The following is a 26,056-nucleotide window of genomic DNA, read 5'->3' on the forward strand; positions in this document are numbered from 1 at the left end:
GTAACGCGGCGCCGACCGGTGCCTCAGCTCGTGCCCGGGTCGCGCTGGTAGGCCGCCGGCGGAGTGCCGACGACCTGGGCGAACACGCGCGTGAGGTGGGCCTGGTCGCTGAAGCCGAGGCGTTCGGCCAGCGCCGCCCAGTCCACCGGTTCGCCGGAGTGCGCGGCGGCCGTGGCGTCGAGGATGCGGGAGCGCTGGACGACCCACTTCGGCCCGATGCCGACGTACTCGGAGAACAGGCGCTGGAGACTGCGCAGGGTCAGCCCGGCACGCCGGGCCAACTGCTCGGCCCGCACGATCTCGGTGCAACGCTGGGTCTCGGCGACCAGTTCCGTGACCTCGCGGCCGGCCGGATCCGGTTCGGGCGAGCATCCGAGCAGGTAATCCTCCACGGCGCGGACCATCTCGGAGGTCGAGTCCGTCGCGGCGACGGTCCCGGCGGCAGGGCGATCGTCCCGGCCGAGCAGATCCAGGCCCGGCCGGACCGTTCCGGAAATCGCCGCGACGCTGCCGCGCAGCACCGCCCGGAAGCCGCCGGGGTGGAAAGCCGCTCCCAGCACGTGTCCGGTGCCGGTCAGCGTGCGGAAGAACGGCTCCCTGGTGACCCCGTGGACGAGCAGCCGCCCGCGCTCCCCGGCGAGGTGGACCCGCGGCTGGGGGACCACCTGCTGCCGGTGCTCGGTGACCCGCCAGCGCACCAGCCAGTAGTAGTCGACGAACTCGGCCAGTGCCGGATCCGGCGCGACGCGGTCGACCTCGAACGCGCCCGCGCCCGCTTTGGGGCGCACGATCGCCTCCGGTCGTCCTCGCCGTGCGGGCATGGGTCCAGATTCCCGCGCTTCTGCCCGCCGCGCCAGGGGCACGCCCACCCGCGATCGCGCGGCCGAGTCGTCGCGTTTGTTCAATACGGGCGCTCGCGAGGGGCTTAGCGTCGAGCGCATGACCTACACGCACAAGGCGACTTGCCGATTCACCGTTTCCTCCTGGTCCGAACACCTGGTCAGCGACATCGACGGGCAGGGGACGACCGCGGGCCAGGCCTACTACCCGGATCGCGGCCTGACCCGCGCCGAAGTCGGCTACACCTACACCGGAGAGATCGAAGGCGCGGGTGCGCTGACGTACCTGATCGCCTACAAGAGCGACGCCGCCCCCGTGCTCGGTCTCGAGCGCTTCGAAGGTTCGATCGGTGGCCAGGAAGGGACCTGCGTGTTCCAGCGCATCGGTCAGCAGGACCAGGGGTCGGTCTCCGAGCGTCTCGAAGTCGTCCCCGGCATGGGTACCGGCGGGCTGGCCGAGCTGCGCGGTGCGGCGGACGTGCTCGTCGCGGGGCACAGCGACAACGGTTACGAGCTGGTGCTGTCCTACGACTTCGGCTGACCGGTTCAGTGGACGAGCTTGAGGCCGACGACGCCACCGACGATCATCGCCAGGAACACCACCTTGAGCACCGAGAGCGCCTCCGCGCCCGTGGTCATCGCGTACACCACGGTGAGGATCGCGCCGATTCCCACCCACACCGCGTAGGCGGTGCCCACGGGCAGGTCGCGCAAGGCGTAGGACAGCCCGGCCATGCTGACGGCCAGCGCGGCGAAGAACACCGCCGACGGCCACAGTCGGCTCAGCCCCTCGGACTTGTCCAGCGCCGTGGCCCACACGGCTTCGAGCGCACCGGACAGCACCAGAACGATCCACGACATCACAGCCTCCACGGGCCGTCTTGTCGCACTCCGGGTACGGCACCCCTCGTCCGGGAGGCTGGGTCGGCAGCCTCGATTCCAAGCTGGCACGGCGCGCGATGCCTGGCAATGTCAACCCGGTCACCACGGCGCCCGGGTTCGTTGTGCCACCCGCGACAGTTTTGCCTAAAACTGTGCGAACATCTCGGGCGCGTAGCCGCGACAGTTTTAGGCAAAACTGTCAGCTCCTAGGTGCGGTGGCTTTCGGGCGGGCCGAGGTAGCTGGGGCGTAGGCCGCCCGTGTCGATGACGATCTTCTGCACGACCACCGTCGGGTCGATCATCCGGATCTTGAGCACGTGGACGCCTGGGCGGTCGAGGGTGTGGGTGGTGGCCGTGCGGTTGACGTTGTCGGAGGTGTTGCGGGCCCAGTTGTCGTTCATCTCGGCGTCGTCGGAGCCGGTGGCGGCGATGATGTCCACGATCTGCGGCTCGCCGTCGTCGATCGACACGGCGTAGCGCAGGCCATCGGCGGCGAGCGCGGGGTTGCGCGGGGAGAGGTAGGCCCAGACCGTGACCTCACCCGCGGTGAAGGTGGTCATCCGGTACTCCAGCAGCGGCCCCCTGCCGGGCCGCGCGCTCGGCGCGGTGACCGGGAACGGCTCCACGCCATCGCTGTCGCGACCCAGGCCGGGGATGCGTTTCCACCGAGCTCCCGCACCGCCGCGCCTGCGGTCGTAGTGCTCGGCGTTCATCGAGATGTACCCGTTGGCCTCGACGAACCCGGACAGGTCACGGCTGCGCACCTTCGGCTTGTCCACGACGGCCAGTACCCGCACCGAGGCCCCGTCCGGTCCCGACACGGTGACCGGCACGGTCGTGCGTCCGTGCGGTGCGCGGTCGAAATCCACCCGCAGCTCGGCGCGGATCTGCTGCTCGACGGTGCCCCCAGCGTTGTCCACCAGCACCCACGGCTCTGCGGGTTCGATTCGGTACCCGAAGGGCGCTGAGCCGCGATTGAACACCTCGATGTACTGCGCGGGCTGGCTCTGGTACGGGCTGAACACCGGGAGGACGGCGTCCCCGTCCGCGGCGGACCACCACTGCTCGGAACCGTCGATGGCCACGCCCATCTCCGCCCCGGCGGGCACTTCGATCCGCCGCACCTCGGGAAAGACCTCGTCCGGCAGGGCGACTCCGTCGATCTCCGGCTGCTGCCAGGAGGCGTCGGGGCCGTAGCGCTCGACATCGCCGTAGCCGATCTTGGCCTGAGATTGGAAGCCCTTCCACTTCCCGCCGCCGAGTTCGTCGTATCGCGCCGACATCGCCTGGTCGGCGGCGAAGAACCCATCGGTGTCATCGGCGAGCGCGTTGGTGGCCGCCCGTCCCTGCGCCGCGTAGTGCAGGTTGCGGAACTCCGCGCGCCGCAGCTGGTAGAGATTGGCCGTGGCCTGCACGCGGTAGCTCACGAGCTGGTAGTAGCCGTCCTGCTGCTCGGCCGGAAGCAGTGCCGCGATCCGATCGGTCTCGGCGGCCAGCGCGGTCCACTCCTCGGTGACGCGATCGATCTCGCGGTAGTCGACCAGCGAGAACGGCGTCATCTCGTCGTCGTTGATGACCTCCCCGGAGGGCGAGAGCGTGATGCGCCGGTTGAGCAGCTCCGGCTTGCGGCGCGATTGGAGGTTGCCGTACTCGTGCAGCACCGCGCCGATCGCGGACGCCTGCTCGGGGGCGAAGTTCTGCCGGGCGAAGTCGCGCTCCCATTCGCCGATGCGCTCGACGGGAAGCCCTTCCGGGTCCCACGCGTAGTCCAGGAAGAACTGCAGCGGCAGCTCGTTTCCCTTCATGTCACCGGCGTTGACCACCCACAGCTCGCGGGCTCCGTAGCTGTAGCACTGGTTGAGCTGGTCCCAGACGTTGGGCGGCAGCGCGGTATCGACCCACTTGTAGTTGCGGCCGGCCCCGACGTAGTCGAAGTGGTAGTAGACGCCGTAGCCACCGCTGCGCTCGGGCAGGTCGAGGTCCGGCAGCTTGCGCATGTTCGCCCAGTTGTCGTCGCAGAGCACGACCGTGACGTCATCCGGGGGCCGCAATCCCTTGTCCCAGTACCGCTGCACCTCCTTGTACAGCGTCTGCACCTGCGGGACCCGCGTGATGTCCCCACCCGCGACCTCGCGCAGGATTCGCCGCTGGGCGTCGAGGATCCGCTGCATGAGCTCGATGCCGTCGCCGTCGGGCAGTCCCACGTCACCGGGGCCGCGCATGCCCAGCGTCACCACGCCTTCGAAACCCTGCTCGACCATGCGCCGGATCCCGTCGGCCCAGTACGCCTCGACCGCCTGGGCGTTGTAGCGATAGCTCCATTCGCCCGTTCCGCCGTAGGGATCGCTGCCCGGAGTGACGATCTCGCCGTCGTCGTCGCGTTCGGCGGGTGTGGCGTGCCGGTTCCACTCCTCGATCCCGCGCATCATCGGCGCTTCGTGCGAGGTACCCATGATCACGCCGTATTCGGTTGCCACGCGGTGGTTCTCCGGATCGTCCTCGGCGAAGGCCCTGCCCCACACCGCTGGCCACAGGTAGTTCGCCTTGAGCCGCAGCATGACCTCGAAGACCTTCGCGTAGAAGGCGCTGTTGAAACCGTTGGGGTGGTCCGGATCCTTGCCGGGGCCGAAGTGCTCGGGCGCCCAGTTGCCGAGTGCCGGGTTCTCGTCGTTGATGAAGAACCCGCGGTAGCGCACCGCGGGTGTGCCCTGGCTGTGCCTGCCGGGCAGCACGTGCAGCTCGTCGCGCCGCTGCGGTGCTGCGTCGGCCCACCAGTACCAGGGCGAGACGCCGATCTCCCGGGAGACGTCGTAGGCGCCGAAGATCGTGCCCCGCTGATCGCTGCCCGCGATCACGAACGCCCGGCGCACGCCGGGCAGCGGTTCGGCGACGACCTGCTCCAGCGAGGTCTCCCACTTTCCCTCGATCCCGGATACGTCGAGCTTGCCGGCATCCACGAGGGCCCGGATCAGCGGGCTGCGGCCGATCGTGCCCACGATGACCGGCGTCGATCCGGCGGGCACCTCGCCGGTGATGACCTCGGGGGCGACGCCGGTGACCCGCTCGATGTCGGCGCCGAGATCTCCGGCGACCCGCTGAACTCCCGGGAAGTCCTGCCCGCTGACCACGACCGGAGCCGCTTCTCCACCGCTGACCAGTTCGAACCGGCCCGGCCCCGGCCGGTCGTCGATGTAGCCGCGGGAACGGCCACCGGAGCCCGGGGCGCCGAAAGCGGGTGCGCCCCAGGTCGAAGCGGCTGCGGCACTCGCGGCCACTGCGGCCGAGGAGGTGAGGAACGAACGTCTGGGCAGGCCTGAGTTCTTCATCGTCGAAGTCTCCGGATCAACGCGTCAGAAAGTTTCGGAAAATTGCCTCCGATTGCCCCGCAAGTTTGTCCGATCGACCTCGAATGTCAATCCCACAGCACCCGATTCGACCAGCGACACCCCGAAAGTTTCGGCCAGCTGCGAGATGACCCGGCGCTCGTTGACGTGTTCAGCCGCTCGGGCGGCCGAGCGCGTCCGCCGGGCGCGCAGTGACAGTTTTGCCTAAAACTGTCCGGACATTTCGGGCGCCGGTAGCTCACAGTTTTAGGCAAAACTGTCACTGCTGCGGAGGTGCGGTGTGGCTGTCCAGTGCTCTCGAGGTGGGGCCGGTGGGATCTACTTCTGGGTGCGGGTTTCCGCGGCTCGCGCGGTGGCGGAGCGGTAGCACCAGGTCTGCCCGGCCAGCGCGATGCCCCACACCAGCATCGCGGGATAGACCAGCGCGAACACCCACGGCGCCGGGATCGGTTCCGCATCCGGCCGAGGAGCGAGCGCAGCGCAGGCACCGTTCGTCGCGAGCCGGAGAACGCGCTGCGTGGCGCCGCGGGCACGGACGGTGCCACTTCGGGACCTTGGACCCAGGCGAGGGTTCGTCGTCGTTCGGATCCTCGGAGGAGGCGAGCGAGTGCGGTTCGCACCCGGTGCGCCCGGCCGTCCCACGCGGGACCGCCGACGACTGGGGCCGGAGACGACCGGATTGGGTGTTGCGAACGTGTCCTTGCCGGACATCCCGACGCAAATGGCGTGGTCACCCGACGACATGGCGGACCTGGTGGAGGCCGTCTCGAGAGCACCCTCGGTGCACAACAGCCGCCCGTGGGAACTGACGCTGCACGGACGTGCCGCCGTGTTGCGGGAGAACCGGGTGGAGCTGCTCCGGCACGACCCGGGAGGGCGGGACCAGCGAATCTCCTGCGGAACGGCCTTGACGAACCTGGAGCTGGCGGTGCGCGGCCTCGGCTGGCGAGCTCAGGTCGACCTGCACGCGGGCAGTGGCGAGGTGAGCGGCTCGGTCACCGCGGGCGCCCGAGCAGAACCCAGCTCGCGGGAACTGCGGTGGGCGCGGGCGATGCCGCAGCGGCACAGCTACCGGCAGCGGTTCGACCCGACGCCGTTGCCGGAGCGACTCCGCCGCGTGGTGCGGGACGCGACGCGAGGAGCGCGGACTGGTGCGCGCTGGATCGGCTCCGACGCGGAGGCGCTGTCCACGGCCCGGATGCTGGGCTACGCCGCGCGGGTCTTCCGCGCCAACGCCGACTACAGCAGGGAACTCGCCGGGTGGCGGAGCCCGGTGGGCGAGGAGCTGCGGCGGGTGTCCGGTGGTCTGCACGGCTTGTCCGCCGTCGGGCTGGCCGCGGCCGACTCCGATTTGCCCGACGACGATGCGGTGGCCGAACGCATCCGCGAGGAAGCGGTGCTGCTGATCGGAACGCGTGGTGATCGTCCGGACGACCACGTGCGCGCGGGCCAGGCCGTCGAGCGCGCCTGGCTGGCGGCCACCAGCGCCGGCCTGGCCGCCTCGGTGACGACCCAGCCGCTGCATCTGGGGGTCGTGCGGGTCGCGCTGGCCAAGCGGCTCGGGACTCCGCTGATCCCGCAGGTGCTGATGCGCTTCGGCTACCCGCCGGGGTCGGTCTGAGCGAGCCGGGTCAGGCCGCGGAGAGCGCATCCTCGCGCTCGGTCATGTCCATCTCCGGCGGGGGAACGCGGAACAGGCGGGTCAGGTAGGCGAGGTAGGCGATCCCGCAGCTGAGCCAGATCACGCCGAGCACCAGGGCCGAGCTGTCGAGGTTGATCAGCAGCCACAGGTCGATCACGGCGCCGATGGCCGGCACGAGCACGTGCGGCAGCGCCGCGGGCGAGCGGCCCGCGGCGCGCTCGCGCGCGTATCGCGCGATGACGCTGATGTTCACCGCGGTGAAGGCGACGAACGCGCCGAAGTTGATGAACGAGGTGGACGCGGAGACGTCCATCGCTAGCGCGAGCAGGCCGACCGCGCCGCAGAGCACGATTCCCGGCACCGGGGTGCCGAAACGCCGGTGCACGAAGCCGAAAATCCGCTTCGGCAGCACCGAGTCGCGTCCCATCGCGAACAGCAGCCGGGAGACGCTGGCTTGCGCGGCGAGCCCGGAGGCGAACTGCGCGACCACGAGCCCGGCCAGGAAGACCGACGCGAAGGCGTCGCCCGCGATGGTCCCGGCCACCGAGAACGCCGCGGAATCCGGATCGGCGAAGGCACCGGGGTGCACCAGCTGCGTCGTGTAGGCGACGGCCACGAAGATCCCGCCGCCGATGAGCGCGATCAGCAGGATGGCGCGCGGCATGGTCTTGCGCGGTTCGACGGTCTCCTCGGTCAAAGTCGTGACCGCGTCGAAGCCGAGGAACGAGTACGCCGCGAGCGCGGCACCGGCCGAAATCCCGCCCCACGTGGTGGATTCGTGCGCGAACGGGTCGAGCGAGAACCAGGAGCCGGTGCCGCCCTGCGCGAACAGGTGCGCCAGCGAGAACGCCACGAACAGCCCCACGACCAGCAGCTGGAAGGCCATCAGCAGGTAGTTGGTCTTGTCCGCGACCTTGATGCCCAGCACGTTGAGCGCCGAGGTCACGACGATGAACCCGACGATCCACACCCACAGCGGCACCGCCGGGAACCGCGCCTGCAGGTAGGTCGCCCCGATCAGCCAGATCACCATCGGCAGGAAGAAGTAGTCCAGCAGCACGACCCAGCCGACGAGGAACCCCGCGCGCGAGTCGATGGTGCGGCGGACGTAGTTGTAGGCCGAGCCCGCGACCGGGTGGGCGCGCGCCATCATGCCGTAGCTGCAGGCGGTGAACAGCATCGCGACCAGCGCGAGCAGATACGCCGAGGGCGTCGTCCCGCTGGTGGTGTCGGAGACGACGCCGAAGGTGCCCAGCACGATCATCGGTGCCATGTAGGCGAGGCCGAACAGCACGACGGAACGCAGCCGCAGGCTGCGCCGCAAACCGTCAGCAGGCATGACGTCTTCCCTTCGGAAATGGGCGATCAGGACGCCGGATTCCAGCGGTGCGGATCGATCCGCCCCTGGTACAGCGGCAGTTGCAGCGGTGCGTCGGTCTCGGAGAAGTGATCCCACACCCGCGCGACCCCGGCGGTGCCCGCGGCGCGCACGCGCGCGACGCTGCCGAGATCGAGCTCGCCGGTGAGCACCGCGGTTTCCGCTCCGGGCGCTTCGGCGAGCAGGTTCCCCTCGGGGTCGACGGCGAGGCTGTGGCCGCGGCCTTCGGGGCCCGCTTCGTTGACGCTGAGCACGAACACCTGGTTGGCGATCGCATTGGCCCGGTTGAGCACGACCTCCTGCGGACGGTCCGGCGTGGTCGTCTGCGTCGGGTTGACGATCACCTCGGCACCCAGCCAGGCGAGGTGGCGCGCGGTCTCCGGGAACCACGCGTCGAAGCAGATGGCGAAGCCGATGCGGCCGAGGCCGGGAGCGTCGAACACGACGAAATCGCCGCCGCGGTCGTACGGTTCGTACGGCCGCCACGGGAAGATCTTGCGGTAGCTCGCGGCGAGCTCGCCGTTCGGCGAGAAGGCGAGCGCGGTGTTGAACAGCTCGCCGCCCGGACCCGCCTCGCAGACCGTGCCGGGCAGCAGCCACACGCCGAGATCGCCCGCGAGTTCCGCGAGCGCGCGGGTGCGCGCCCCGGTCAGCGGTTCCGCGGCGGCGCGCAGGCGCTCGTGCGCGTCCGCTCCGGTCGCCCCGCACAGGTGCAGTTCGGGATAGGCCAGCAGCGCACCGCGCGGCAGTCCCGCTGCGACGCGTTCGACGTCAGCGGCGAACGTGGTGAGCGGCTCGCCGACCGGCACCCGCGGCGCCTGGACCAGCGCGTACGACAGAGGACGCGACATGCGGAGAAAAATAGCTCAATATGAGCTATTAAACAAGAGTGCTCAACATGAGCCGTTCGCTCGGGCAGGTCCAATAGGGTGGGCGGTATGTCCGGTGGTCGGGAGAAGGCGCTGACGGCGCCGCAGCTGTCGGGGATCCGGCGGCTGACGGCGCTGGAGACGGTGCGAGCGCGCATCGCGCTCGCCGTGGAGCTGGGTCTGCTGGCGCCGGGGGAGTGGTTGCCGGCCAGCGACAAGATCGCTGCCGCGCTCGACGTCGGCGAGATCACCGCGCGGCGCGCCCTCGTCTCGCTGTGCGAGGACGGGGTGCTGGAGCGGATTCGCGGCCGGGGTGGCGGGACGCGGGTCGCCGAGGACCCGGTGCGCGCGGCCGTGAGCGCGACCGCGACCTACGAGTCGTCGGCCGACGAGGTCCGCGCGCTCATCGACCACCGGCTCGTGCTGGAGTGCGGACTCGCCCACCTGGCAGCGCAGCGCTCCGACGAATCCACGATGGATGAACTGCGGCGGCTCGTCGACGAGATGGATCGGGCGGAGAGCTGGGCGGAGTTCCACGGCCACGACGAGGCCTTCCACCTCGCGGTGGCGCGCCTCGCCGGAGTCGACGTCGAGCCCTACCGGCGCGCACTGCACGACCTCTACCGCTTCTACCTGCCCTATCCGCTCGACCACCTGCAGGAATCCAACGCCGACCACCGCACCCTGGTCGAAGCCCTAGCCGCCCGAGATCCCCTGCGCGCCACCGAAGCAGCTCACAAGCACGTAGCAACCCTGCACAACACCATGTTCATAGCCCTCAACCGCCAATAGTCACCCGCGAGGCACGCTGACAGTTTTGCCTATAACTGTGCGGACATTTCGGGTGTCAGCAGCTGACAGTTATAGGCAAAACTGTCAGCTCCCGCGATCGGCCGGAATGCCGGAGGGTGCGGAGAAAGCGCAGTGCAAGTCCGCGCCAGTACGCTCCGGCCTCCGGATTGGGGGAACGCAATGACGACACCGGATCTGACGGACCTCGATTTCTGGGCACAACCCCGCGCCGAGCTGGACAAGGCCTTCGCGCAGCTCCGCGCCTCCGGCGAGCCGCTGTTCTGCCCCCGCGAGGACGGCCCCGGCTTCTACGCGCTCACCGGCTACGACGAGATCGCCGAGGTCAGCCGCAACCCGCGGGTGTTCAGCTCGGAACCGGCAGCGGTCGGCCTGGACGACCCGCCGCCCGAGGTGGACGACCTGCTGGGCTCCATGATCAACATGGACGATCCGCGGCACGCGCGGATGCGCCGCATCGTCGCGAGGGGCTTCACGCCCCGCATGATCGACAGGATTGCCGAGGACGTCGCCCGGCTGTCCACCGAGATCGTGGATTCGCTGATCGAGAAGGGGCCGTGCGACTTCGTCACCGAGGTGGCGATGCCGATGCCGCTGGAGATCGTGTGCTCGATGATGGGTGTTCCGGAATCCGCGCGCCCCGGTGTCGTGGAGGCGACCAACGCGCTCATGTCGGCCGTCGGGGACCCGGACTACGTGGCCCCCGACGGCAAGGACCGCACGAGCACGCTCGTCGAGAGCGCCACGCACATGCACCGGCTGCTGGGCGAGCTGGCCGAGCAGCGGCGCAAGCGTCCGGCCGACGACATCGTGACCCAGCTGGTCAACGGCGATGTCGACGGCGAGGCGCTCAGCGACAGCGATCTGGGCAAGTTCTTCGTGCTGCTGGTCGTCGCGGGCAACGAGACCACCCGCAACGCCTTGTCGCACGCGCTGGCCCTGTTCACCGAACATCCTGAGCAGCGCGAGCTGCTGCTATCCGATGTGGACGGAAGGATGCCGACGGCGGTGGAGGAGGTGCTGCGCTACGCCACTCCGGTGAACTGGATGCGGCGCACCGTCGCCCAGGAGGTCGAGCTGCACGGCACCACCTATCGGCCGGGCGACCGCCTCATCATGTACTACGTCTCGGCCAACCGGGACGAGAGCGTGTTCGCCGACCCGTACCGCTTCGACATCACGCGTGATCCGAACCCGCACCTCGGTTTCGGCTCGCGCGGACCGCACTTCTGCCTCGGCGCGCACCTGGCCCGTCGCGAGATCTCGCTCCTGCTGCGGGAACTGTTCACCCGACTGCCCGACATCCACGCCACGGCCGAACCCGTCCGCCAACGCTCCAGCTTCGTGCACGGGGTCGAGCAACTGCCCTGCGCGTTCTGAGGGCTGGTCAGCTCGAATCCTCGCAGCTGCGGCGGCGTTCCAGGAACACCGTGTCGCGCCAGACGCCGTGGTGCCGGGCGATGCGCTCGCGGATGCCGACCGTGCGGAAGCCCGCCGCGGCGTGCAGCGCGATGCTGGCCCGGTTCTCCGGGAAGATCGAGGTCTGCAGCGTCCAGAGGCCGTCGGCGTCCGCGGTGGTGACCTGCTTGTGCAGCAGGGATTTTCCCACGCCTCGGCCGCGGAAGCGCTCGTCGACGTAGACCGAGGTCTCGGCGACGCCGGAGTAGCACTCGCGGTTCGACGTCGGGGTCGCCGCTGCCCAGCCCGCGACGTCGCCGTCGATCTCGGCGACCCAGCGGTGCCCGGTGAGCCACTTGGCCTCCAGGGTCTTGCGGGCGGGCACCTCGGTCTCGAAGGTCGCGTTGCCGGTGGCGATCCCCTCGGCGTAGATGCGGCGCACGGCGCTCCAGTCGGCGTCGCGCAGGTCGCGGACGGTGACGTCGCCGGGCAGGTCGTCCGGGCAGCACGGGCGCGAGATGACGCCCATGACCGCGTCCGCGGCGTGCGGCAGGCCGGTGCAGCAGGCGGTGTTGACCGAGACGCGGGTGATGGTGCCTTCCTTGTGCAGCAGCACGAACCCCGCCTCGGCGAGCTTGCGCACGTGGTGCGAGCAGGTGGACTGGCTGATGCTCAGCTGCTCGGTCAGCTCGCCGACGCTGATCGTCCCGGTGGCGGCCACCGCGTGCAGCAGCCGTACGCGCGTGGGTTCGGCCAGGCACGCGAACCACTCGGCGTAGGTCGCCGCGTCTTCGGCCGGCAAGAGCCCGGGCCGGGAGGCCTGCGTCGTCATGACCCGAGTATCGGGGCGCGGCGATTGCGAAGTCAATCGATTAACGCCGATGAAACGATTGACGCACATCGATGGTTGTATTTATCGACGGACGTCGATAAAGTCCTTTGCATCGACAGACATCGATGCAAAGGGGAAGGCCGTGGACGGGTATCCGGTAGTGGTGGTCGGCGCGGGTCCGGTGGGGCTCGCCGCCGCAGCTCATGCTCTCGAGCGGGGTCTGGACCCGCTGGTGATCGAGGCCGGTTCGGAGGCCGGCGCTTCGGTGCGGGAATGGGGACACGTTCGGCTGTTCTCGCGCTGGGCCGAACTGATCGACCCCGCGGCGGCCCGGTTGCTGGCCGAGCGAGGATGGCGAGAACCGGAACCGGATGCCTATCCCACCGGTGCTGACTGGGCCGAGCAGTACCTGAGCCCGCTGGCCGCGGCACTGGGCGAACGCGTCCGGTTCGGTGCCCGCGTGGTGGGCGTCGCTCGGCGTGGCAGGGACCGGGTCATCGACGCGGGGCGGGAAGCAGAACCGCTGACCGCGCACGTCGAGACCGCCACCGGGCAGGAGCGCATCACCGCGCGGGCCGTCATCGACGCCTCGGGCACCTGGGCGAGTCCGAACCCGCTGGGCGGCGACGGCCTGCCGGCCGACGGCGAGCGCGCCGCGCGCGATCGCATCAGCTACCAGGCTCCGGACCTCTCCGATCCGCGAGCTCGGTCGCGGTACGCGGGCAAGCGCATCGCGGTCGTGGGCAGCGGGCACTCGGCGCTGACGGCGTTGGTGGGCTTCGCCGAGCTCGCCGAGCAGGAGCCCGGCACCGAGGTGGTGTGGGTGCTGCGCCGGGAAGTCGGCGACCACGTCTTCGGAGGCGGCGAGGCCGACCAGCTCCCCGCGCGCGGTGCGCTGGGCCTGCGGGCCGAGCGGGCCGTCGAGGCCGGCCACGTCCGCACCCTGGCCGGGTTCCGCACGGCGACCGCGCAGGCCGATGCCGACGACCGGCTGGTGCTGGAGTCCTTCGAGGGCACCAAGTCCGTTCCGGTCGACGAGGTGGTGGCGCTGACCGGGTTCCGCCCGGAGCTGTCCTGGTTGTCGGAGATCCGGTTGGAGCTCGACCCGGTGCTGCAGGCGCCGGTGCGGCTGGCGCCGCTGATCGACCCGAACGTGCACTCCTGCGGCACGGTCTACCCGCACGGGGCCGCAGAGCTCGCTCACCCGGAGGACGGCGTGTTCCTGGTGGGCATGAAGAGCTACGGGCGGGCGCCGACGTTCCTCGCGATGACCGGTTACGAGCAGGTCCGCAGCGTGACCGCCGCGATCGCGGGTGATGCCGAGGCGGCCGAGCGGGTCGAGCTGCACCTGCCGGAGACCGGGGTGTGCGGTGGCGCGGGGTTGTTCGACGAGCCCGCGGCCGAGCAGGACGGGGGTTGCTGCGGCGCACCGGGAGCGGAGCGCTGAACCGGGCCGCTGCGCGGCCGCTCGCGGCGCAGCGGTCTGCTCGGTCGCCAACCGGTCGGCGATGGCCGCGAGGCGGGTTTCGGCCCGGGCGCCCTCGCTGCGTCGGTAAGAGAGCGTCGGGGAGCGGACGGCGACAGGGGAATTGGTCCTACTGCGGTAGGTGTGCGAGCGGCGTGGGGCATCGCGAAGACCACCAGCAATGCGGCAATCCCGGTCCGGTCGGGCTGAGCCGGCGTCGTGGCGGGTTCAGAAGCCCTCGGGAGCTACCGACTACCCGGCCGGGAGTTCAGGAAGCGGCGGTTGCGACCGACGATCAGGTCCACGACCGGGTCCGGATAGCGCAGTGCGCGGCGCTCGGAATCGGGGAGCTTCCCTGGTTCGCGCACCGCTGCTCCCGGTATGTCGCGCAACTCCGGCACGTACCGTCGCACGCACTCCCCGCGAGGGTCGTGGCGTTGGGCTCGGCGGATCGGGTTGAGGGACGGGTGCCGGTACCGGTTCCGCGTGTTCCACTGCCAGTTCACCTGGTTGTTCGCCAGGTTCCCGCGAGGGGTGGATCCGATAAGAATCGGCGCGTGAGTCCGCTCCGCCGCGCGACGGGGCGGGGTCTCGGCGCTGCGAGCCGCCTCGCTTCGGGGAATCATCCCGGCATGCGATGTGTGGTCTTGGGTGCGACCGGCTACATCGGCGGGCGGTTGGTGCCGGAACTGCTGGACGCTGGACACCAGGTGCGTGTGCTGGCCCGGTCCCCGGAGAAGCTCGACGAGGTGCCGTGGCGTGATCAGATCGACGTGGTCGAGGGGGATGTAACCGATCCGGTGAGCGTCGCGCACGCCCTGTCGGACCAGCAGGTGGTCTACTACCTGATCCATTCGCTGACCAGGTCGGATTTCGTCGTTGTGGACCGTGCTGCGGCGCGCAACGTCGCGGATGCGGTGCGGGCGTCCGATGTTCAGCGGATCGTCTACTTGGGTGGCATCGTCCCCGAGGAGAAGGAGTTGTCGCCGCATCTGGCGTCGCGAACCGAGGTTGGACAGGTGCTCGCGGGCGCGGGTGTGCCTACGATCGTGCTTCGGGCGGCCGCAATCATCGGGTCGGGATCGGCGAGCTTCGAGATGCTGCGTCACTTGTCGGAGCGGTTGCCGGCGATGGTCATGCCCCGCTGGGTGCACAATCGCATTCAACCGATCGCGGTTCGCGACGTGCTGCACTACCTCGTGCGCGCGGCCGAACTGCCGTCCGAGATCAGCGGTGAGTTCGACATCGGTGGTCCGGACGTGCTGACCTACCTGGACATGATGCGCAGGTACGCGGTGGTAGCGGGTCTGCCGCGACGGGTGCTGGTCCCGGTTCCGGTGCTGACCCCCTGGCTGTCGGCGCAGTGGGTCAACCTGGTCACGCCGGTGCCCAAGGCGATTGCCGTTCCGCTGGTCGAGTCGCTGGTCCACGAGGTGGTCTGCCGCGATCACGCGGTGGCCGACCACATTCCCGACCCCGATGGCGGGCGGACCCACTACGAACATGCGGTGGAACAGGCGTTGGGACGTCTGCGCCGCGCCGAGATGCCCACCCGTTGGTCGGACGCCACGGCGCCGGCCGCGCCTTCGGGTCCGCTGCCCAGCGACCCGGAGTGGACCGGTGCCAGCGTGTACCAGGACGTGCGGGAGCAGTCCACGACCGCATCACCGGAGATGTTGTGGGACGTGATCGAGTCCATCGGCGGTGAGCACGGCTGGTACTCGTTCCCACTGGCGTGGTCGGTGCGCGGCTGGGCCGATCAGCTGGTCGGCGGAGCTGGGTTGCGGCGAGGTCGTCGTGATCCGCGTCGCCTGCATGTTGGTGAAGCGTTGGACTGGTGGCGGGTCGAGCACCTCGATCGTCCCCGGTTGTTGCGGTTGCGGGCGGAGATGCAGCTGCCCGGTCGCGCCTGGCTGGAACTCGGTGCCGAACCCGGGCCCGATGGTGGGGCGGTGTACCGGCAGCGGGTGGTGTTCGAGCCCTGCGGATTGACGGGGCAGCTGTACTGGGCGGTCGTTTTCCCGTTTCACCAACTCCTGTTCGGCGGGATGGCTCGCAACATCACCAGTGCGGCCGGGCGGCAGGCCGCCGGTGATCGATCCGGCTCGTGATGCGAACCCGTGTGCTTCGAGGCGAGCGGTACGCGAAGCCGGGCCGACGGTGACGGTCCGCGGAGCAGTCCTCTCCTCAGACGACGGGAAACCTCCCGTGCGAGCACCCACCGATCCAGCGGATGGCGAAATCCGCGAGGGCTGGAGCCTCGCCGCCAGGCGTGGGGAGGAAGTCAAGCTCCGCCTTCGCCGCGGAGCGGTTTGCCGAGAACGTGGCGCAGCGCTGCTTCCAGGTCGGGATGGCGAAAGCGGTGGTCGGATCGCTGGAGACGATCGGGCCGGACGCGTTGGTCGGTGCGCGCCAGTTCACGGGAGCCTCGCTTCCCGAACAGCAGGCGTGGCCCCAGTGCGGGTACCGGAATGGGAGCTGGGCGGTCCAGTGCGCGCGCCAATGCGCGGGTGTACTCGCCGTTGCGCACGGGGTGCGGGGCGGTGGCGTTGATCGGCCCCGACAGGTCGGCGTCGAGGATCGCGCGCAAGTAGACGTCGGTCAGGTCGTCGAGACCGATCCACGGCAGCCAGCGGTCCCCCTCACCGACCGATGCGCCCAATCCGGCGTAGAACAGCGGGAACAGGGGTCTCAAGGTGCCACCCCGCGGGCTCTGGACGATCCCGGAGCGAACGTTCACAGTGCGCAATCCTGCCTCGGCGGCCGGTGTGGTGGCGGTTTCCCGTGCGGCGACCGTCTCGGCGAGAATTCCGCCGCCTCGCGGGCTGGCTTCCGTGAGGATCTCGTCGCCGTTGCCGGCTCCGTAGTAGCCGACCGCCGAGGCCGAAACGAACGCGCTCGGCCCCTTCGCGGTGTTCGCGGCACGTTGCGCGAGCAGGCGGGTCGGACAGGTGCGCACGTCGAGGACGGAGGCTTCCTGCGCGTTGACCGACCGGCCGGGGACCGAATCACCGGCCAGGTGAACCACGGCGTCCACCCCGGCGAGCAGATCCGGGGCCGGGTCTTGCGGATCCCATTCGCGCTCATCGGGTGCTCGGGCGGGACGTCGGACCAGCCGGACCACACGGTGCCCACCGGTGGACAGCAGGGCGGTCAGTGCGTTGCCCACCAGTCCTGAAGAGCCGGTAACCGCCACCGTCACCGGCGAGGATCGCCACGCCAGCGCGCGAGCGTGGGACGCCAGATCGTCGGCCAGCTGGGCGTGCCGGTAGGTGAACATCGCCCGCAGCACGGCACCGGGCAGGTCGGTGTCGACCGTGTCGGTCACCCGCGTGGTCGTGCTGTCGGTGGCTTCGAACTCGTGCGTGTGCCGCCAGGACAGGATCGCCGACAGCGGTAGCGAGGTGAGCTGGTCGACGAAGCGGTGCGGCGGCGAATAACCGTCGGGCTGGTGAGCGGCCACCCAGCGCAGTCCTCCCGGAAGCCCTAGCACTGCTCGCCCATCGCGCAGCGACGTGGCCCCGGCGCGCACGCGGACCGGCTGCCAGGGCGGTGTGAGTCGCTTGATCGCGTCCTTCCGGCCATGCCAGGCGAACACCTCATCGATCGGGTGCTCGACGACGCTGGTGTGCCGCAGGCTCAACAGTCACCTCATTCGCCAGGTGGTCAACGTCCGCGCGGTGTGGACTGCTCGGGTTCGCTCCGGTAGGCGGTCCACGGCCGGCGAGGTGAGCGGCGTGGCGGGCCGGCTCGCGGCGCAGCCCGGCAGCAGTTCACACCAGAGGGTTTCCCGTTGGTGGTGCAACCGGCCGTTGGAACCGGGAGAGGGCACTCGCCGGGCGGCTGCGGGTCTGCTCGGCGACGAGCTCGACCACCGTCTGGGCGAAGGTCGGCGGTGATGTGCCGGACGTCGCGGAGGCGGTATTGGCCAGTGTTGATCGGGATTGGGCCGTTGGCGATGTGAGCGAGGGCGTGGGCCATGTCGGCGATGGTGTGCGGTTGCCGGAGCAGATGTCGTAGGTCGTGAACTTCGGGTTTGGCCTGGTCGATCGCTGCGAGGTTGGTGCGGGCGATGTCGTGGACGTGGATGAAGTCGCGGCGCTGGTCGCCATCTTCGTAGCGCTGGCCCGGCTGGACGCGGCGAATTGGGGAGAAATGCCCTGTTGGGGGGCGTGCGGGCGGCGGAGAGTAGCAGTTGAAGGGTCGGCTCGCCAGGATGAGTTGAATGTGGAACAGTTCTTCTGCCCGGTACGGGCTGGCTGATCCACGGCTGGCGTTTCCGCTGACCGGAGCCGGATTCCGGGCATCCTCCGCCAGGACGGCGTTGGCGTCCTCGTGCTCGGGATCTTCAGTTCGTCCCAGGTTGACCCCCGACTTCCGGATTACGAGGATGAGCGGTCGGACGACGTCCTCTAGTGCCAAGATCGTAGATAGCCGAGGCACGTCATGATCGAACCCGTCGCACGTTGGTTTGCTGGGGCATCGGATTGGCACGCTCTGCCCGCTTACGAGATCGTGCTCGAACGAACCGGTGCGGAATGGCGCGTCACCTTCTTGGTGCACGGTGAGCCGCATGGCTTTGTCGGCTTCGCGAGCGAGTCCGAAGCCCGGTCGGACATCGCACACCTGATGACGCGCTGTCCACCGGAAATGCTGCCGTGGACCGAGGCCGTGCTGCCGGGGCCGGACGCGATCTGAGCCGGGGTGAGCCACGCACGGCCTCCGGTGCCCGAGCGGTGGGTCTTCCTCAGGTGCGGCACGGCTGAGCGGGTAGAGGCGCCGGACGCGCGAAGCCCAACCGGCTGGGATGGCTCGATCATGTCGATTTCGCGGTTCGGGCCGTTCTCTAGGCACCGCTGTGGAGCGATTCGCCGGATGGACGCCACCGCGCGTAGCCCAACAGCACCAGTGCGAGCGCGGAGGCGAGGAGGAAGCTCCCAGCTTCGCCGAGGACCAAGCACAGCACGGCGGATGTCGCGGCGAGCAGGCCGAGCAACCGCCACGCGGTGATCCAACGTCCCAGTCTGGCGACCAGTCGAGGGGTCGTCATCCTGCGCGCGAATTCGGGATCGTCGTTGCTGAGCTGGCGCTGGATCTCCTTGAACCGGCGCCGTTCACGATTGCGGACCATGGGTTCCCCCTTCCGCCGCCTCCGACGAGCCACTACGGCGAATCATGAGCCCCCGGAGACCGGGAAAACAGAGGAAATCGTCCTGGTTCGGGTGTTTCCAGGCGTGCGCTACCGCAGTCGCCGGGCGGCTTTGGCGCCCCGGCAAGGGTGGTGAGTTCGTGTGTCCACGAGAGGACCTTTGCACCTGGGATCTGATCGTGGATTCGCACAGCGTTGATGAAGAAGGTCCCTCGCATGCCCGTGAAGGAGGCGTCATGTCGGACGCACGATCATGGCCCGATTCATCCGTCGCTGCACCGCTGGCCGCAACCGGCCGTTCTCGGGGGTGGTTGCTGGCCTTCGGCGGTATCACGCTGGTGGCAGGTGTCGTGGCGCTGGTGTGGCCCGGCCCCGCCGTCGTCGTGATCGCGGTGGTGTTCGGGATCCAACTGCTGGTGGGCGGCATCTTCTGGTTCCTCAGCGCTCTGGGGGCGGAAGCGAAGGGAACGGCGACTCGTGTGGTGCTGGCGGTGCTGGCCGTCGTGGCCGGTGTGTTGGTACTGCGATCACCTGCTGAAGCCGCGCTGCTGCTCCCCTTGGTGCTGGGCCTGTTCTGGACCGTTAGCGGGATCATCGAGACCTTCCACGCGATCGTCGATCGGGAGATCGACTCCCGGGGGCTGGCTGCGGCGGCCGGGGTGTTGAGCGTGGTGGCCGGTGTCGCCCTGCTGGCCTTGCCCGGTCTCGGGCTGGTCACGATGACCTACTTGCTCGGCGTTTGGCTGCTGATCTACGGATCCATCGCGATCGGTCGAGCGATCCAGATGCGGCCGCACGTCATCGCGGTGCCGGGCGGAGCGGGAACAGCACCGGCTTAGGACAGGGATCTATCGAAAGTCGCGGTGTTCCCCGGATTCGCACCCGAACTTCTCCATTTTTCGCCGCCGCGCGTGGTTGTGGCGGTGCAGGACCGACATGGAGGAGGAGTCATGGCTTCACAGGGACAGATCCGCACCGGATGGTTGGGATGGGTGGCATTCGCCGGTATCGCGATGATCGCGATCGGGATTGCCCACGTGCTCTACGGTATCGCCGCGTTCGCGCGTTCTGGGACCTACCTGACGCAGTTCGGAACGGCGTTCACCGTCGACTTCGCGGGTGTGGGCTGGACCTACTCGGTGCTGGGACTCATCATCGCCGTGGCGGGCGCAGGTGTGATGTCCGGCAGGACCTGGGCGCGGACGATCGGGATCGTTCTCGCCGCGCTGAGCGTGCTGGCCAACGTCGTCTTCTTCAACGCCTATCCGCTGTGGTCGGCGTTGGTGATAGTGCTCGGCCTAGTCGTGATCTACGCTCTGGCCGTCCACGGGCGTGAAGCGCGGCCCATGCCGAGGTAGCCCCGTTCGCGTGCTGGAGCAACTGTCGGGGTACCAATCGAGGGGCGAGCCGTGAACCGGCGGGGTTCTGAAGAACACCGCCGGTGGCGGGATCCACCGGCGGTGCGAGCCATCCGAACGATACCCCTCCAGGTGCGTGCGATTCCCAGCCTGATCGGACGCCCCTCCCGGTCGGCGCTCGTCGAGGAAGCATCATCGGGCAGTCGCTGCTGGTCGGTACGTCGCACGCGGGGGAGAGCGGCCCAGGCCCTGCTCGTCACGACGGGGCCCGGACCGCTTCGCGGTGACGTCGCTCAGGAAGAACGCGGTGCCAGCCCGGCCTGCCCGCCGCCGATGACCACCCCGTCTCGGGGCTCGGCCACCGGATCAGCCCCGCAGCAGCTCGGCGAGCAGTTCCCGCACGCGGCGGTCGATCTCGTCGCGGATCGGCCGGACGGCCTCCGGGCCCTGGCCCGCCGGGTCGTCGAGCTCCCAGTCCAGGTAGCGCTTGCCGGGGAACACCGGGCACGCGTCGCCGCAGCCCATGGTGATGACCACGTCGGAGGCCTCCACGGCGTCGGTGCTGAGCTTCTTCGGCACCTCTCGGGAGACGTCGATGCCCAGTTCGTCCATGACCTGCACGACGGCCGGGTTGACCGCGTCCTTCGGCGCGGAACCGGCCGAGCGCACCGCGACCCGGCCCTGCGCGTGGTGAGCCAGCAGGGCGGCAGCCATCTGCGAGCGCCCGGCGTTGTGCACGCAGACGAACAGCACTTCGGGGACCGACATGGGGAACTCCTCCTGCGGGATCACTTCTGCACCGCGAACCAGCGCCGCGCGGCCAGCGAGACGTAGACCAGGGCCACCAGCACCGGGACCTCGATCAGCGGGCCGACCACACCGGCCAGCGCCTGGCCGCTGGTGACCCCGAAGGTCGCGATGGCCACCGCGATGGCGAGCTCGAAGTTGTTGCCCGCCGCGGTGAACGACAGCGTGGCCGAGCGCTCGTAGGACAGGCCGATGCCCTTGCCGACGGCGAAGGAACCCGCCCACATGATCGCGAAGTAGGCCAGCAGCGGCAGCGCGATCCGCGCCACGTCCAGCGGCTGGCTGGTGATCGCATCGCCCTGCAGCGCGAACAGCACGACGATGGTGAACAGCAGCCCGTACAGCGCCACCGGCCCGATCCTGGGCAGGAAGCGGGACTCGTACCAGTCCCGGCCCTTGGTGCGCTCGCCGATGCGGCGCGAGAGATACCCGGCCACGAGCGGGATGCCGAGGAAGATCAGCACGGATTGCGCGATCTGCCAGGGCGAGATGTCCAGGCCCGCGGTCTGCAGGCCGAGCCAGCCCGGCAGGACCTGCAGGTAGAACCAGCCGAGTCCGGCGAAGGCCAGCACCTGGAAGACCGAGTTCAGCGCCACCAGAACCGCGGCGGCCTCCCGGTCACCGCAGGCGAGGTCGTTCCAGATGATCACCATGGCGATGCAGCGCGCCAGGCCCACGATGATCAGACCCGTCCGGTACTCGGGCAGATCGGGCAGGAACGTCCAGGCCAGCGCGAACATCAGCGCCGGGCCCAGCAGCCAGTTGAGCACCAGCGAGGACACCAGCAGCCGCTTGTCGCTGGTCACGGTGTCCAGCCGGTCGTAGCGGACCTTGGCCAGCACCGGGTACATCATCACCAGCAGGCCGATGAAGATCGGCAGCGAGACCCCGGAGGTCACGTGCAGCGAGTCCAGCGCCGAGTTCAGCCCGGGCACGAACCGCCCGAGCAGCAACCCGAGCACCATGGCCGCGCCGATCCACACGGGCAGGAATCGGTCCAGCATCGACAGCCGCTGGACCACGGCGTTGGTCGGGGGATCCTCGACGGTACTCACACCCGTGCCCTTCAGGTCGGTTCGCAATTGGCAGGCCCGCGGTGCTCAGGCGCGCGCGGTGGCCGGGCCGAGCACCGAGGACAGCTGACGCAGCGCATCGGGAACCACCGAGTGGTAGACCCAGGTCGCGCGTCGTTCGCTGCGAATCAGCCCGGCCTCGCGCAGCACCTTGAGGTGATGCGAGATCGTCGGCCCGGAGAGCTCGAAGGCACCCGAGAGGTCGCACACGCAGGCCTCGCCGCCCTCGTGCGCGGCGATGAGGCTCAGCAGCCGCAGCCGCACCGGATCGCCCAGCGCCTTGAAGGACGCCGCGAGCGCACCGGACTGCTCGGCGGACAGCGGTTCGCCGGTAACCGGTGAGCAGCACCAGCGCTCCCCGTTCCACTCCGGCTGATTCGACATGCTTCTAATTTGACACACGTCTATCAAGCTGAGCAAACCGGGCCGACGGTAGCGTTTGACCTTCCAGCAACCGCAAGGGCGAAGGTGTCGGCATGCTCTCCATCAAGGACTTCAGCGAGATGTGCCACCTGTCGCCGCAGGCCCTGCGCTTCTACCACGCCGAGGGCCTGCTGCTTCCCGCCGAAGTCGACGAGCGCACCGGCTACCGCTCCTACACCTTCGACCAGGTCGAAACCGCCATGCTGGTCAGCGCGCTGCGCGGAGCGGGGGTGAGCGTCAAGGACGTGCGGCGGGCGCTGGACCAGCCCGCCCAGGCCCCGGAACTGCTGGAACGCCACGTCGAGGAGGTGCGACGGCTGCGCCGCGCTCAGGACGAGGCGATCAGCGACGCGCGGGAGCTGGTCAGCACCGGCATGGAAGTCCGTGTCGAGCAGGTCCCCGCTACGACGGTGGTTTCCAAGATCGTGGCCGGTCCACCGGTCGCCCGCGACGAGTACGACTGGGCCGGGGCCGACGCCGCGTTGGCCGAAGCCACCGAGGAGCTGACCGAGACGGTCGAGTCCTGCGGCGGCGTCGTCGCGGGATTCCCGTGGCGCACCTGGGCCGCCGGCGCACCGGAGCAACAGGTCGACAGTCGCAACCCGGAAGGCCCGCACTGGTTGATCGAGCTCCCCGTCGAGGCGAACGCAGCCCTCGCCGCACGTCTGCCCGCCGATGTGGAGCTGCGGACCTTCGAAGCCCGCGACGAGCTCTCCCTGCTGCTGCCCGGCAGGACCACGATGGTCAAGTTCGCCACCGCCATGTCCCGCTTGCTCGCCCATCCGCTGGAAGCGGCCTACCCGGACGTGGGCGAGCTGCGCCAGATCGTCCGCAGCACCCACGTCGAAACCGCGGTCCGCCTGCGGCGCCTCGACGACGCCTGAGGCGGGGATTCCTCGGACGGCACGCGGGTTGTCCGAGGCCGTACGTTGTCCGTGCGTGCCTGATCATTTCCGGTGGGGCACGTGCGACTGTGCGATGTTCGAGGTGCTGGAGGCGCGGGAATGCTGCACGAGCGGCTGGAGCCGATCTACGAGTCCGTGGTCGATCGGAACCGGGGCGAGACCGAGTTCCACCAGGCGGTGCGGGAGGTGCTGGAAAGCCTCGGGCCCGTGCTGGCCAAGCACCCCGAGTACGCCGACCACAAGATCATCGAGCGGATCTGCGAGCCCGAACGCCAGATCGTGTTCCGCGTGCCGTGGGAGGACGATCGCGGTGAGGTGCAGATCAACCGCGGCTTCCGGATCGAGTTCAACAGCGCGCTCGGCCCGTACAAGGGCGGGTTGCGGTTCCACCCGTCCGTCTACCAGGGCATCGTGAAGTTCCTCGGTTTCGAGCAGGTCTTCAAGAACGCCCTGACCGGGCTGCCCATCGGCGGCGGCAAGGGCGGCGCCGACTTCGATCCCAAGGGGCGTTCGGAGCGCGAGGTCATGCGGTTCTGCCAGAGCTACATGACCGAGCTGCATCGCCACATCGGCGAGTACACCGATGTGCCCGCCGGGGACGCGGGCGTCGGCGGACGCGAGGTCGGTTACCTGTTCGGCCAGTACAAGCGGATCTGCAACCGCTACGAGTCGGGCGTGCTGACCGGCAAGGAACTCGCCTACGGGGGCGCGCGGGTGCGCACCGAGGCCACCGGCTACGGCTGCGCCTTCTTCGTGCACGAGATGCTGGCCGCGCGCGGCGAATCCTTCGAGGGCAAGCGGGTCGTGGTCTCCGGATCCGGCAACGTCGCGATCTACACCATGGAGAAGGTGCACCAGTTCGGCGGAACCGTCGTGGCCTGCTCGGACTCGGACGGCTACCTGTACGACGAGCAGGGCATCGACGTCGAGCTGGTCAAGCAGCTCAAGGAGGTCGAGCGCGAGCGCATCAGCGCCTACGCGCAGCGCTCGGGCGGCAGGTTCCTGCCCGGGCGGCGGGTCTGGGAGGTGCCCTGCGAGGTCGCCATGCCCTCGGCCACCCAGAACGAGATCAACGGCACCGACGCGGCCATGCTGGTGCGCAACGGATGCGTGGCGGTCGGCGAGGGCGCGAACATGCCCTGCACGCCGGAGGCGGTGCGCGACTTCCAGGAAGCCGGGGTCGCCTTCGGGCCCGGCAAGGCCGCCAACGCGGGCGGTGTGGCCACCTCGGCCCTGGAGATGCAGCAGAACGCCTCCAGGGACAGCTGGAGCTTCGAGTTCAGCGAGAACCGGCTCGAGGAGATCATGAAGGACGTGCACGCCCGCTGCCACGACACCGCGGCCGAGTACGGCATGCCGGGCAACTACGTCGCGGGCGCGAACATCGCGGGCTTCACCCGCGTCGCCGACGCGATGCTCGGCCTCGGCCTCATCTGAGCTCGTTCGAGCGGCCTGGAGTCGTCCTGTGACGTCGTTGACGCTCGCGAGTCTTCTTGATCAGCGCCATCCACCGACCGCGTGCACCGGTTGCCGCTTCGGCCGACCGAAGATGCGAATGCAGGCGTTCGACCTGGAGTAGACGGGCAGCTGGACGCCGAATTGATGAAAACCATTGTCAAGTTGGCGTAGGGTGGGCGGCGAGTTGCTCGAAGCCCTCGTGCTCCGCGAGGTAGAAGCCGAGCGCGCGCAGCAGTGGGGTGGATCGGAGGCTCGGATGGGACGACCGGTCAACACGGGTTCGCGGGAGGCGTTCGACGCCGCGGCCGCGGACTTCGCCGTGCTGGGGCGTCATCTGTGGGAACCCGTCGCGGCCGATGCGGTGGCGGTGGCCGATCCGCGCGAGGGCGAGCGGGTGCTGGACGCCTGCTGCGGGACCGGAGCCTCGGCCGTTCCCACCGCGAAGCTGGTCGGCCGGGGCGGGATGGTCGACGCCGTGGACATCTCGGCGCCCATGATCGCCGAGCTGCGTCGCCGGGGTGAGGGTCTGCCGCAGCTGCGCGCTCACGAGGCCGACGTCACGTCCTGGAGCGGCACCGGGTACGACCTCGTGCAATCGGTGCTGGGGATCTTCTTCTTCCCGGACATGACCGAGGGAACCCGCAGGCTGATCGGCATGGCCCGGCCCGGCGGGCGGGTCGCGTTCACCATCTGGCGCAGCGGAGCGATGGTGGCCGCGGGCAGGCAGCTCGCACTCGCCGTGGCGGAAGTGCGCCGGACCGACCCGCCTGGCGAGCGGAAGCCACACCTCATCGACCGGATCAACCGGCCCGCTACCTTCGCCGCTTGGTTGCGCGAGTTGGGTCTGAGCGGGGTGGACGTGGCGGTGCGCGAGCGCTCGCTGCCGATGACGCCGGAGATCGCCTGGCTGCTGGTGCTCGGCTCCGGCTACCGCGGCGCGCTGAGCGACGTGCCACCGGACTCGGTGCCGGCGGTCCGCGAGCGATACCTGACCCGGCTGCGCGACGCCGGCATCGACGAGCTCGACGCGACCACGCTGACCGCAACCGCGACCAGATGATCTTCCCTGGTCAGCGCCGCTGAATGAAGTGTCCCACAACCGGGTGTATCGCACGTCGCGCACGGTTATCTGTGGAGTACTGACGACCTCGCGACGAAGGAACATGGGTCATGGACCGCACGCACAACAACAGGGCCTTCTGGGCGGCCATCGCGGAGGAGTACCCGCACAGCTACTCCAGTGTGATCAGCAGCGAACAACGCCCGGAGGGGCCGAAACCGCTGCAGTCCTACGTCGAAACGCCGCTGGCCGAGCACGCCGAGCTGGACCTCTGAGCAGCACTGACGCTGACGTGGCGCCAGGTCCAGCCTCCTCGCGGGACTGAAGCCCCGGCGGTCGAGCGGCTCCGCGCGCCCTTGGGCCT

The 26,056-nt window shown here is 69.5% G+C and carries 26 protein-coding genes and 1 riboswitch; of the genes, 13 read left to right on the forward strand and 13 right to left on the reverse strand.

All coding sequences use genetic code 11. The features are described 5' to 3' along the window. Positions 1 to 23: 23 nt before the first annotated feature. Positions 24 to 821, reverse strand: a complete 798-nt coding sequence (locus tag ABD289_RS08820; protein WP_344128639.1) for a DUF6597 domain-containing transcriptional factor — start codon at positions 819 to 821, stop codon at positions 24 to 26. A gap of 118 nt (positions 822 to 939) precedes the next feature. On the opposite strand from ABD289_RS08820, the gene ABD289_RS08825 reads away from it, so the two are divergent. After that, positions 940 to 1,380 (forward strand): DUF3224 domain-containing protein, encoded by a 441-nt coding sequence (locus ABD289_RS08825; RefSeq protein ID WP_344128641.1) that lies wholly within the window; start codon positions 940 to 942, stop codon positions 1,378 to 1,380. A gap of 5 nt (positions 1,381 to 1,385) precedes the next feature. Here ABD289_RS08825 and ABD289_RS08830 read toward each other — a convergent pair whose 3' ends face one another. Both ABD289_RS08830 and ABD289_RS08835 read right to left on the reverse strand, forming a co-directional pair. Further along, complete coding sequence (locus ABD289_RS08830) at positions 1,386 to 1,700, reverse strand: DMT family transporter (RefSeq protein WP_344128643.1); 315 nt, start codon at positions 1,698 to 1,700, stop codon at positions 1,386 to 1,388. 9 nt (positions 1,701 to 1,709) lie between these two features. Beyond that, positions 1,710 to 1,777: riboswitch (guanidine-III (ykkC-III) riboswitch) on the reverse strand. 150 nt (positions 1,778 to 1,927) lie between these two features. Further along, positions 1,928 to 5,047: a glycosyl hydrolase 115 family protein gene (locus tag ABD289_RS08835; protein ID WP_344128645.1), complete on the reverse strand. Its 3,120-nt coding sequence runs from the start codon at positions 5,045 to 5,047 to the stop codon at positions 1,928 to 1,930. A gap of 739 nt (positions 5,048 to 5,786) precedes the next feature. On the opposite strand from ABD289_RS08835, the gene ABD289_RS08840 reads away from it, so the two are divergent. Then, entirely contained in the window at positions 5,787 to 6,686 is a 900-nt protein-coding gene (locus ABD289_RS08840; protein WP_344128647.1) for a nitroreductase family protein, read from the forward strand. Between the two features lie 10 nt (positions 6,687 to 6,696). On the opposite strand, the gene ABD289_RS08845 is transcribed toward ABD289_RS08840, so the two are convergent. Continuing rightward, entirely contained in the window at positions 6,697 to 8,046 is a 1,350-nt protein-coding gene (locus ABD289_RS08845) for an APC family permease (protein WP_344128649.1), read from the reverse strand. A 26-nt stretch (positions 8,047 to 8,072) separates the two neighbouring features. Beyond that, entirely contained in the window at positions 8,073 to 8,936 is an 864-nt protein-coding gene (locus ABD289_RS08850) for a carbon-nitrogen hydrolase family protein (protein WP_344128651.1), read from the reverse strand. A gap of 87 nt (positions 8,937 to 9,023) precedes the next feature. Here ABD289_RS08850 and ABD289_RS08855 point away from each other — a divergent pair, with 87 nt between their 5' ends. After that, positions 9,024 to 9,746 carry a FadR/GntR family transcriptional regulator gene (locus ABD289_RS08855; protein ID WP_344128653.1) on the forward strand — a complete coding sequence of 241 codons (723 nt, stop codon included), beginning with the start codon at positions 9,024 to 9,026 and terminating at the stop codon, positions 9,744 to 9,746. A gap of 180 nt (positions 9,747 to 9,926) precedes the next feature. Further along, complete coding sequence (locus ABD289_RS08860) at positions 9,927 to 11,144, forward strand: cytochrome P450 (RefSeq protein ID WP_344128655.1); 1,218 nt, start codon at positions 9,927 to 9,929, stop codon at positions 11,142 to 11,144. 7 nt (positions 11,145 to 11,151) lie between these two features. On the opposite strand, the gene ABD289_RS08865 is transcribed toward ABD289_RS08860, so the two are convergent. After that, a complete protein-coding gene (locus tag ABD289_RS08865) occupies positions 11,152 to 11,994 on the reverse strand; it encodes a helix-turn-helix domain-containing GNAT family N-acetyltransferase (protein ID WP_344128657.1) in 843 nt (280 codons plus the stop codon). A gap of 142 nt (positions 11,995 to 12,136) precedes the next feature. Here ABD289_RS08865 and ABD289_RS08870 point away from each other — a divergent pair, with 142 nt between their 5' ends. After that, positions 12,137 to 13,441: an FAD-dependent oxidoreductase gene (locus ABD289_RS08870; RefSeq protein ID WP_344128660.1), complete on the forward strand. Its 1,305-nt coding sequence runs from the start codon at positions 12,137 to 12,139 to the stop codon at positions 13,439 to 13,441. A gap of 263 nt (positions 13,442 to 13,704) precedes the next feature. Here the strand turns inward: ABD289_RS08870 and ABD289_RS08875 are convergent, their stop codons facing one another. Beyond that, on the reverse strand, positions 13,705 to 14,085 hold the full coding sequence (locus ABD289_RS08875) for an FAD-binding domain-containing protein (RefSeq protein WP_344128662.1): 381 nt from the start codon (positions 14,083 to 14,085) through the stop codon (positions 13,705 to 13,707). A gap of 6 nt (positions 14,086 to 14,091) precedes the next feature. Between ABD289_RS08875 and ABD289_RS08880 the strand changes: the two genes are divergently transcribed. Then, a complete protein-coding gene (locus ABD289_RS08880; protein WP_344128664.1) occupies positions 14,092 to 15,570 on the forward strand; it encodes an SDR family oxidoreductase in 1,479 nt (492 codons plus the stop codon). Between the two features lie 173 nt (positions 15,571 to 15,743). Here ABD289_RS08880 and ABD289_RS08885 read toward each other — a convergent pair whose 3' ends face one another. Further along, entirely contained in the window at positions 15,744 to 17,102 is a 1,359-nt protein-coding gene (locus ABD289_RS08885; protein ID WP_344128666.1) for a TIGR01777 family oxidoreductase, read from the reverse strand. 23 nt (positions 17,103 to 17,125) lie between these two features. Then, the gene (locus ABD289_RS25330) at positions 17,126 to 18,022 is read right to left on the reverse strand and encodes an NAD-dependent epimerase/dehydratase family protein (RefSeq protein ID WP_425564635.1); all 897 of its coding nucleotides are present in this window, start codon (positions 18,020 to 18,022) and stop codon (positions 17,126 to 17,128) included. On the opposite strand from ABD289_RS25330, the gene ABD289_RS08890 reads away from it, so the two are divergent. Then, positions 17,906 to 18,157, forward strand: a complete 252-nt coding sequence (locus ABD289_RS08890; RefSeq protein ID WP_344128668.1) for a hypothetical protein — start codon at positions 17,906 to 17,908, stop codon at positions 18,155 to 18,157. The two genes, ABD289_RS25330 and ABD289_RS08890, sit on opposite strands and share 117 nt — an antisense overlap. 148 nt (positions 18,158 to 18,305) lie before the next feature. Here ABD289_RS08890 and ABD289_RS08895 read toward each other — a convergent pair whose 3' ends face one another. After that, a complete protein-coding gene (locus ABD289_RS08895) occupies positions 18,306 to 18,590 on the reverse strand; it encodes a DUF3040 domain-containing protein (protein WP_344128670.1) in 285 nt (94 codons plus the stop codon). Positions 18,591 to 18,844: 254 nt separating this feature from the next. Between ABD289_RS08895 and ABD289_RS08900 the strand changes: the two genes are divergently transcribed. Together ABD289_RS08900 and ABD289_RS08905 are read left to right on the forward strand one after the other, a co-directional pair. Next, a complete protein-coding gene (locus tag ABD289_RS08900) occupies positions 18,845 to 19,447 on the forward strand; it encodes an HdeD family acid-resistance protein (RefSeq protein WP_344128672.1) in 603 nt (200 codons plus the stop codon). Between the two features lie 111 nt (positions 19,448 to 19,558). Beyond that, the gene (locus ABD289_RS08905) at positions 19,559 to 19,966 is read left to right on the forward strand and encodes a DUF7144 family membrane protein (protein ID WP_344128674.1); all 408 of its coding nucleotides are present in this window, start codon (positions 19,559 to 19,561) and stop codon (positions 19,964 to 19,966) included. A gap of 366 nt (positions 19,967 to 20,332) precedes the next feature. On the opposite strand, the gene ABD289_RS08910 is transcribed toward ABD289_RS08905, so the two are convergent. The 3 genes from ABD289_RS08910 to ABD289_RS08920 all read right to left on the reverse strand — a co-directional run bounded on the left by ABD289_RS08910 (position 20,333) and on the right by ABD289_RS08920 (position 22,230). Next, positions 20,333 to 20,734 carry an arsenate reductase ArsC gene (locus tag ABD289_RS08910; RefSeq protein WP_344128676.1) on the reverse strand — a complete coding sequence of 134 codons (402 nt, stop codon included), beginning with the start codon at positions 20,732 to 20,734 and terminating at the stop codon, positions 20,333 to 20,335. A gap of 20 nt (positions 20,735 to 20,754) precedes the next feature. Beyond that, positions 20,755 to 21,777 carry an ACR3 family arsenite efflux transporter gene (gene arsB / locus ABD289_RS08915; RefSeq protein ID WP_344129189.1) on the reverse strand — a complete coding sequence of 341 codons (1,023 nt, stop codon included), beginning with the start codon at positions 21,775 to 21,777 and terminating at the stop codon, positions 20,755 to 20,757. A gap of 96 nt (positions 21,778 to 21,873) precedes the next feature. Further along, positions 21,874 to 22,230 (reverse strand): ArsR/SmtB family transcription factor, encoded by a 357-nt coding sequence (locus tag ABD289_RS08920; protein WP_344128678.1) that lies wholly within the window; start codon positions 22,228 to 22,230, stop codon positions 21,874 to 21,876. Between the two features lie 92 nt (positions 22,231 to 22,322). Between ABD289_RS08920 and ABD289_RS08925 the strand changes: the two genes are divergently transcribed. The 4 genes from ABD289_RS08925 (at position 22,323) to ABD289_RS08940 (ending at position 25,967) form a co-directional block, all read left to right on the forward strand. Continuing rightward, positions 22,323 to 23,153 (forward strand): MerR family transcriptional regulator, encoded by an 831-nt coding sequence (locus ABD289_RS08925; RefSeq protein ID WP_344128680.1) that lies wholly within the window; start codon positions 22,323 to 22,325, stop codon positions 23,151 to 23,153. Positions 23,154 to 23,273: 120 nt separating this feature from the next. Next, positions 23,274 to 24,611: an NADP-specific glutamate dehydrogenase gene (gdhA, locus tag ABD289_RS08930; protein WP_344128682.1), complete on the forward strand. Its 1,338-nt coding sequence runs from the start codon at positions 23,274 to 23,276 to the stop codon at positions 24,609 to 24,611. Between the two features lie 193 nt (positions 24,612 to 24,804). Beyond that, complete coding sequence (locus tag ABD289_RS08935; protein WP_344128684.1) at positions 24,805 to 25,692, forward strand: class I SAM-dependent methyltransferase; 888 nt, start codon at positions 24,805 to 24,807, stop codon at positions 25,690 to 25,692. Between the two features lie 110 nt (positions 25,693 to 25,802). Continuing rightward, entirely contained in the window at positions 25,803 to 25,967 is a 165-nt protein-coding gene (locus tag ABD289_RS08940) for a hypothetical protein (protein WP_344128686.1), read from the forward strand. The last annotated feature ends 89 nt before the right edge of the window (positions 25,968 to 26,056 follow it).

This window comes from Saccharopolyspora halophila (genome assembly GCF_039531955.1).
Taxonomy (GTDB): Bacteria; Actinomycetota; Actinomycetes; order Mycobacteriales; family Pseudonocardiaceae; genus Saccharopolyspora; species Saccharopolyspora halophila.

What these genes read in the sequence shown, in the direction of transcription:
- ABD289_RS08820 (WP_344128639.1), bottom strand. Translation starts at nt 821, where the DNA reads ATGCCCGCACGGCGAGGACGACCGGAGGCGATCGTGCGCCCCAAAGCG.
- ABD289_RS08825 (WP_344128641.1), top strand. Translation starts at nt 940, where the DNA reads ATGACCTACACGCACAAGGCGACTTGCCGATTCACCGTTTCCTCCTGG.
- ABD289_RS08830 (WP_344128643.1), bottom strand. Translation starts at nt 1,700, where the DNA reads ATGTCGTGGATCGTTCTGGTGCTGTCCGGTGCGCTCGAAGCCGTGTGG.
- ABD289_RS08835 (WP_344128645.1), bottom strand. Translation starts at nt 5,047, where the DNA reads ATGAAGAACTCAGGCCTGCCCAGACGTTCGTTCCTCACCTCCTCGGCC.
- ABD289_RS08840 (WP_344128647.1), top strand. Translation starts at nt 5,787, where the DNA reads ATGGCGTGGTCACCCGACGACATGGCGGACCTGGTGGAGGCCGTCTCG.
- ABD289_RS08845 (WP_344128649.1), bottom strand. Translation starts at nt 8,046, where the DNA reads ATGCCTGCTGACGGTTTGCGGCGCAGCCTGCGGCTGCGTTCCGTCGTG.
- ABD289_RS08850 (WP_344128651.1), bottom strand. Translation starts at nt 8,936, where the DNA reads ATGTCGCGTCCTCTGTCGTACGCGCTGGTCCAGGCGCCGCGGGTGCCG.
- ABD289_RS08855 (WP_344128653.1), top strand. Translation starts at nt 9,024, where the DNA reads ATGTCCGGTGGTCGGGAGAAGGCGCTGACGGCGCCGCAGCTGTCGGGG.
- ABD289_RS08860 (WP_344128655.1), top strand. Translation starts at nt 9,927, where the DNA reads ATGACGACACCGGATCTGACGGACCTCGATTTCTGGGCACAACCCCGC.
- ABD289_RS08865 (WP_344128657.1), bottom strand. Translation starts at nt 11,994, where the DNA reads ATGACGACGCAGGCCTCCCGGCCCGGGCTCTTGCCGGCCGAAGACGCG.
- ABD289_RS08875 (WP_344128662.1), bottom strand. Translation starts at nt 14,085, where the DNA reads ATGATTCCCCGAAGCGAGGCGGCTCGCAGCGCCGAGACCCCGCCCCGT.
- ABD289_RS08880 (WP_344128664.1), top strand. Translation starts at nt 14,092, where the DNA reads ATGCGATGTGTGGTCTTGGGTGCGACCGGCTACATCGGCGGGCGGTTG.
- ABD289_RS08890 (WP_344128668.1), top strand. Translation starts at nt 17,906, where the DNA reads ATGATCGAACCCGTCGCACGTTGGTTTGCTGGGGCATCGGATTGGCAC.
- ABD289_RS08895 (WP_344128670.1), bottom strand. Translation starts at nt 18,590, where the DNA reads ATGGTCCGCAATCGTGAACGGCGCCGGTTCAAGGAGATCCAGCGCCAG.
- ABD289_RS08900 (WP_344128672.1), top strand. Translation starts at nt 18,845, where the DNA reads ATGTCGGACGCACGATCATGGCCCGATTCATCCGTCGCTGCACCGCTG.
- ABD289_RS08905 (WP_344128674.1), top strand. Translation starts at nt 19,559, where the DNA reads ATGGCTTCACAGGGACAGATCCGCACCGGATGGTTGGGATGGGTGGCA.
- ABD289_RS08910 (WP_344128676.1), bottom strand. Translation starts at nt 20,734, where the DNA reads ATGTCGGTCCCCGAAGTGCTGTTCGTCTGCGTGCACAACGCCGGGCGC.
- arsB (WP_344129189.1), bottom strand. Translation starts at nt 21,777, where the DNA reads ATGCTGGACCGATTCCTGCCCGTGTGGATCGGCGCGGCCATGGTGCTC.
- ABD289_RS08920 (WP_344128678.1), bottom strand. Translation starts at nt 22,230, where the DNA reads ATGTCGAATCAGCCGGAGTGGAACGGGGAGCGCTGGTGCTGCTCACCG.
- ABD289_RS08925 (WP_344128680.1), top strand. Translation starts at nt 22,323, where the DNA reads ATGCTCTCCATCAAGGACTTCAGCGAGATGTGCCACCTGTCGCCGCAG.
- gdhA (WP_344128682.1), top strand. Translation starts at nt 23,274, where the DNA reads ATGCTGCACGAGCGGCTGGAGCCGATCTACGAGTCCGTGGTCGATCGG.
- ABD289_RS08940 (WP_344128686.1), top strand. Translation starts at nt 25,803, where the DNA reads ATGGACCGCACGCACAACAACAGGGCCTTCTGGGCGGCCATCGCGGAG.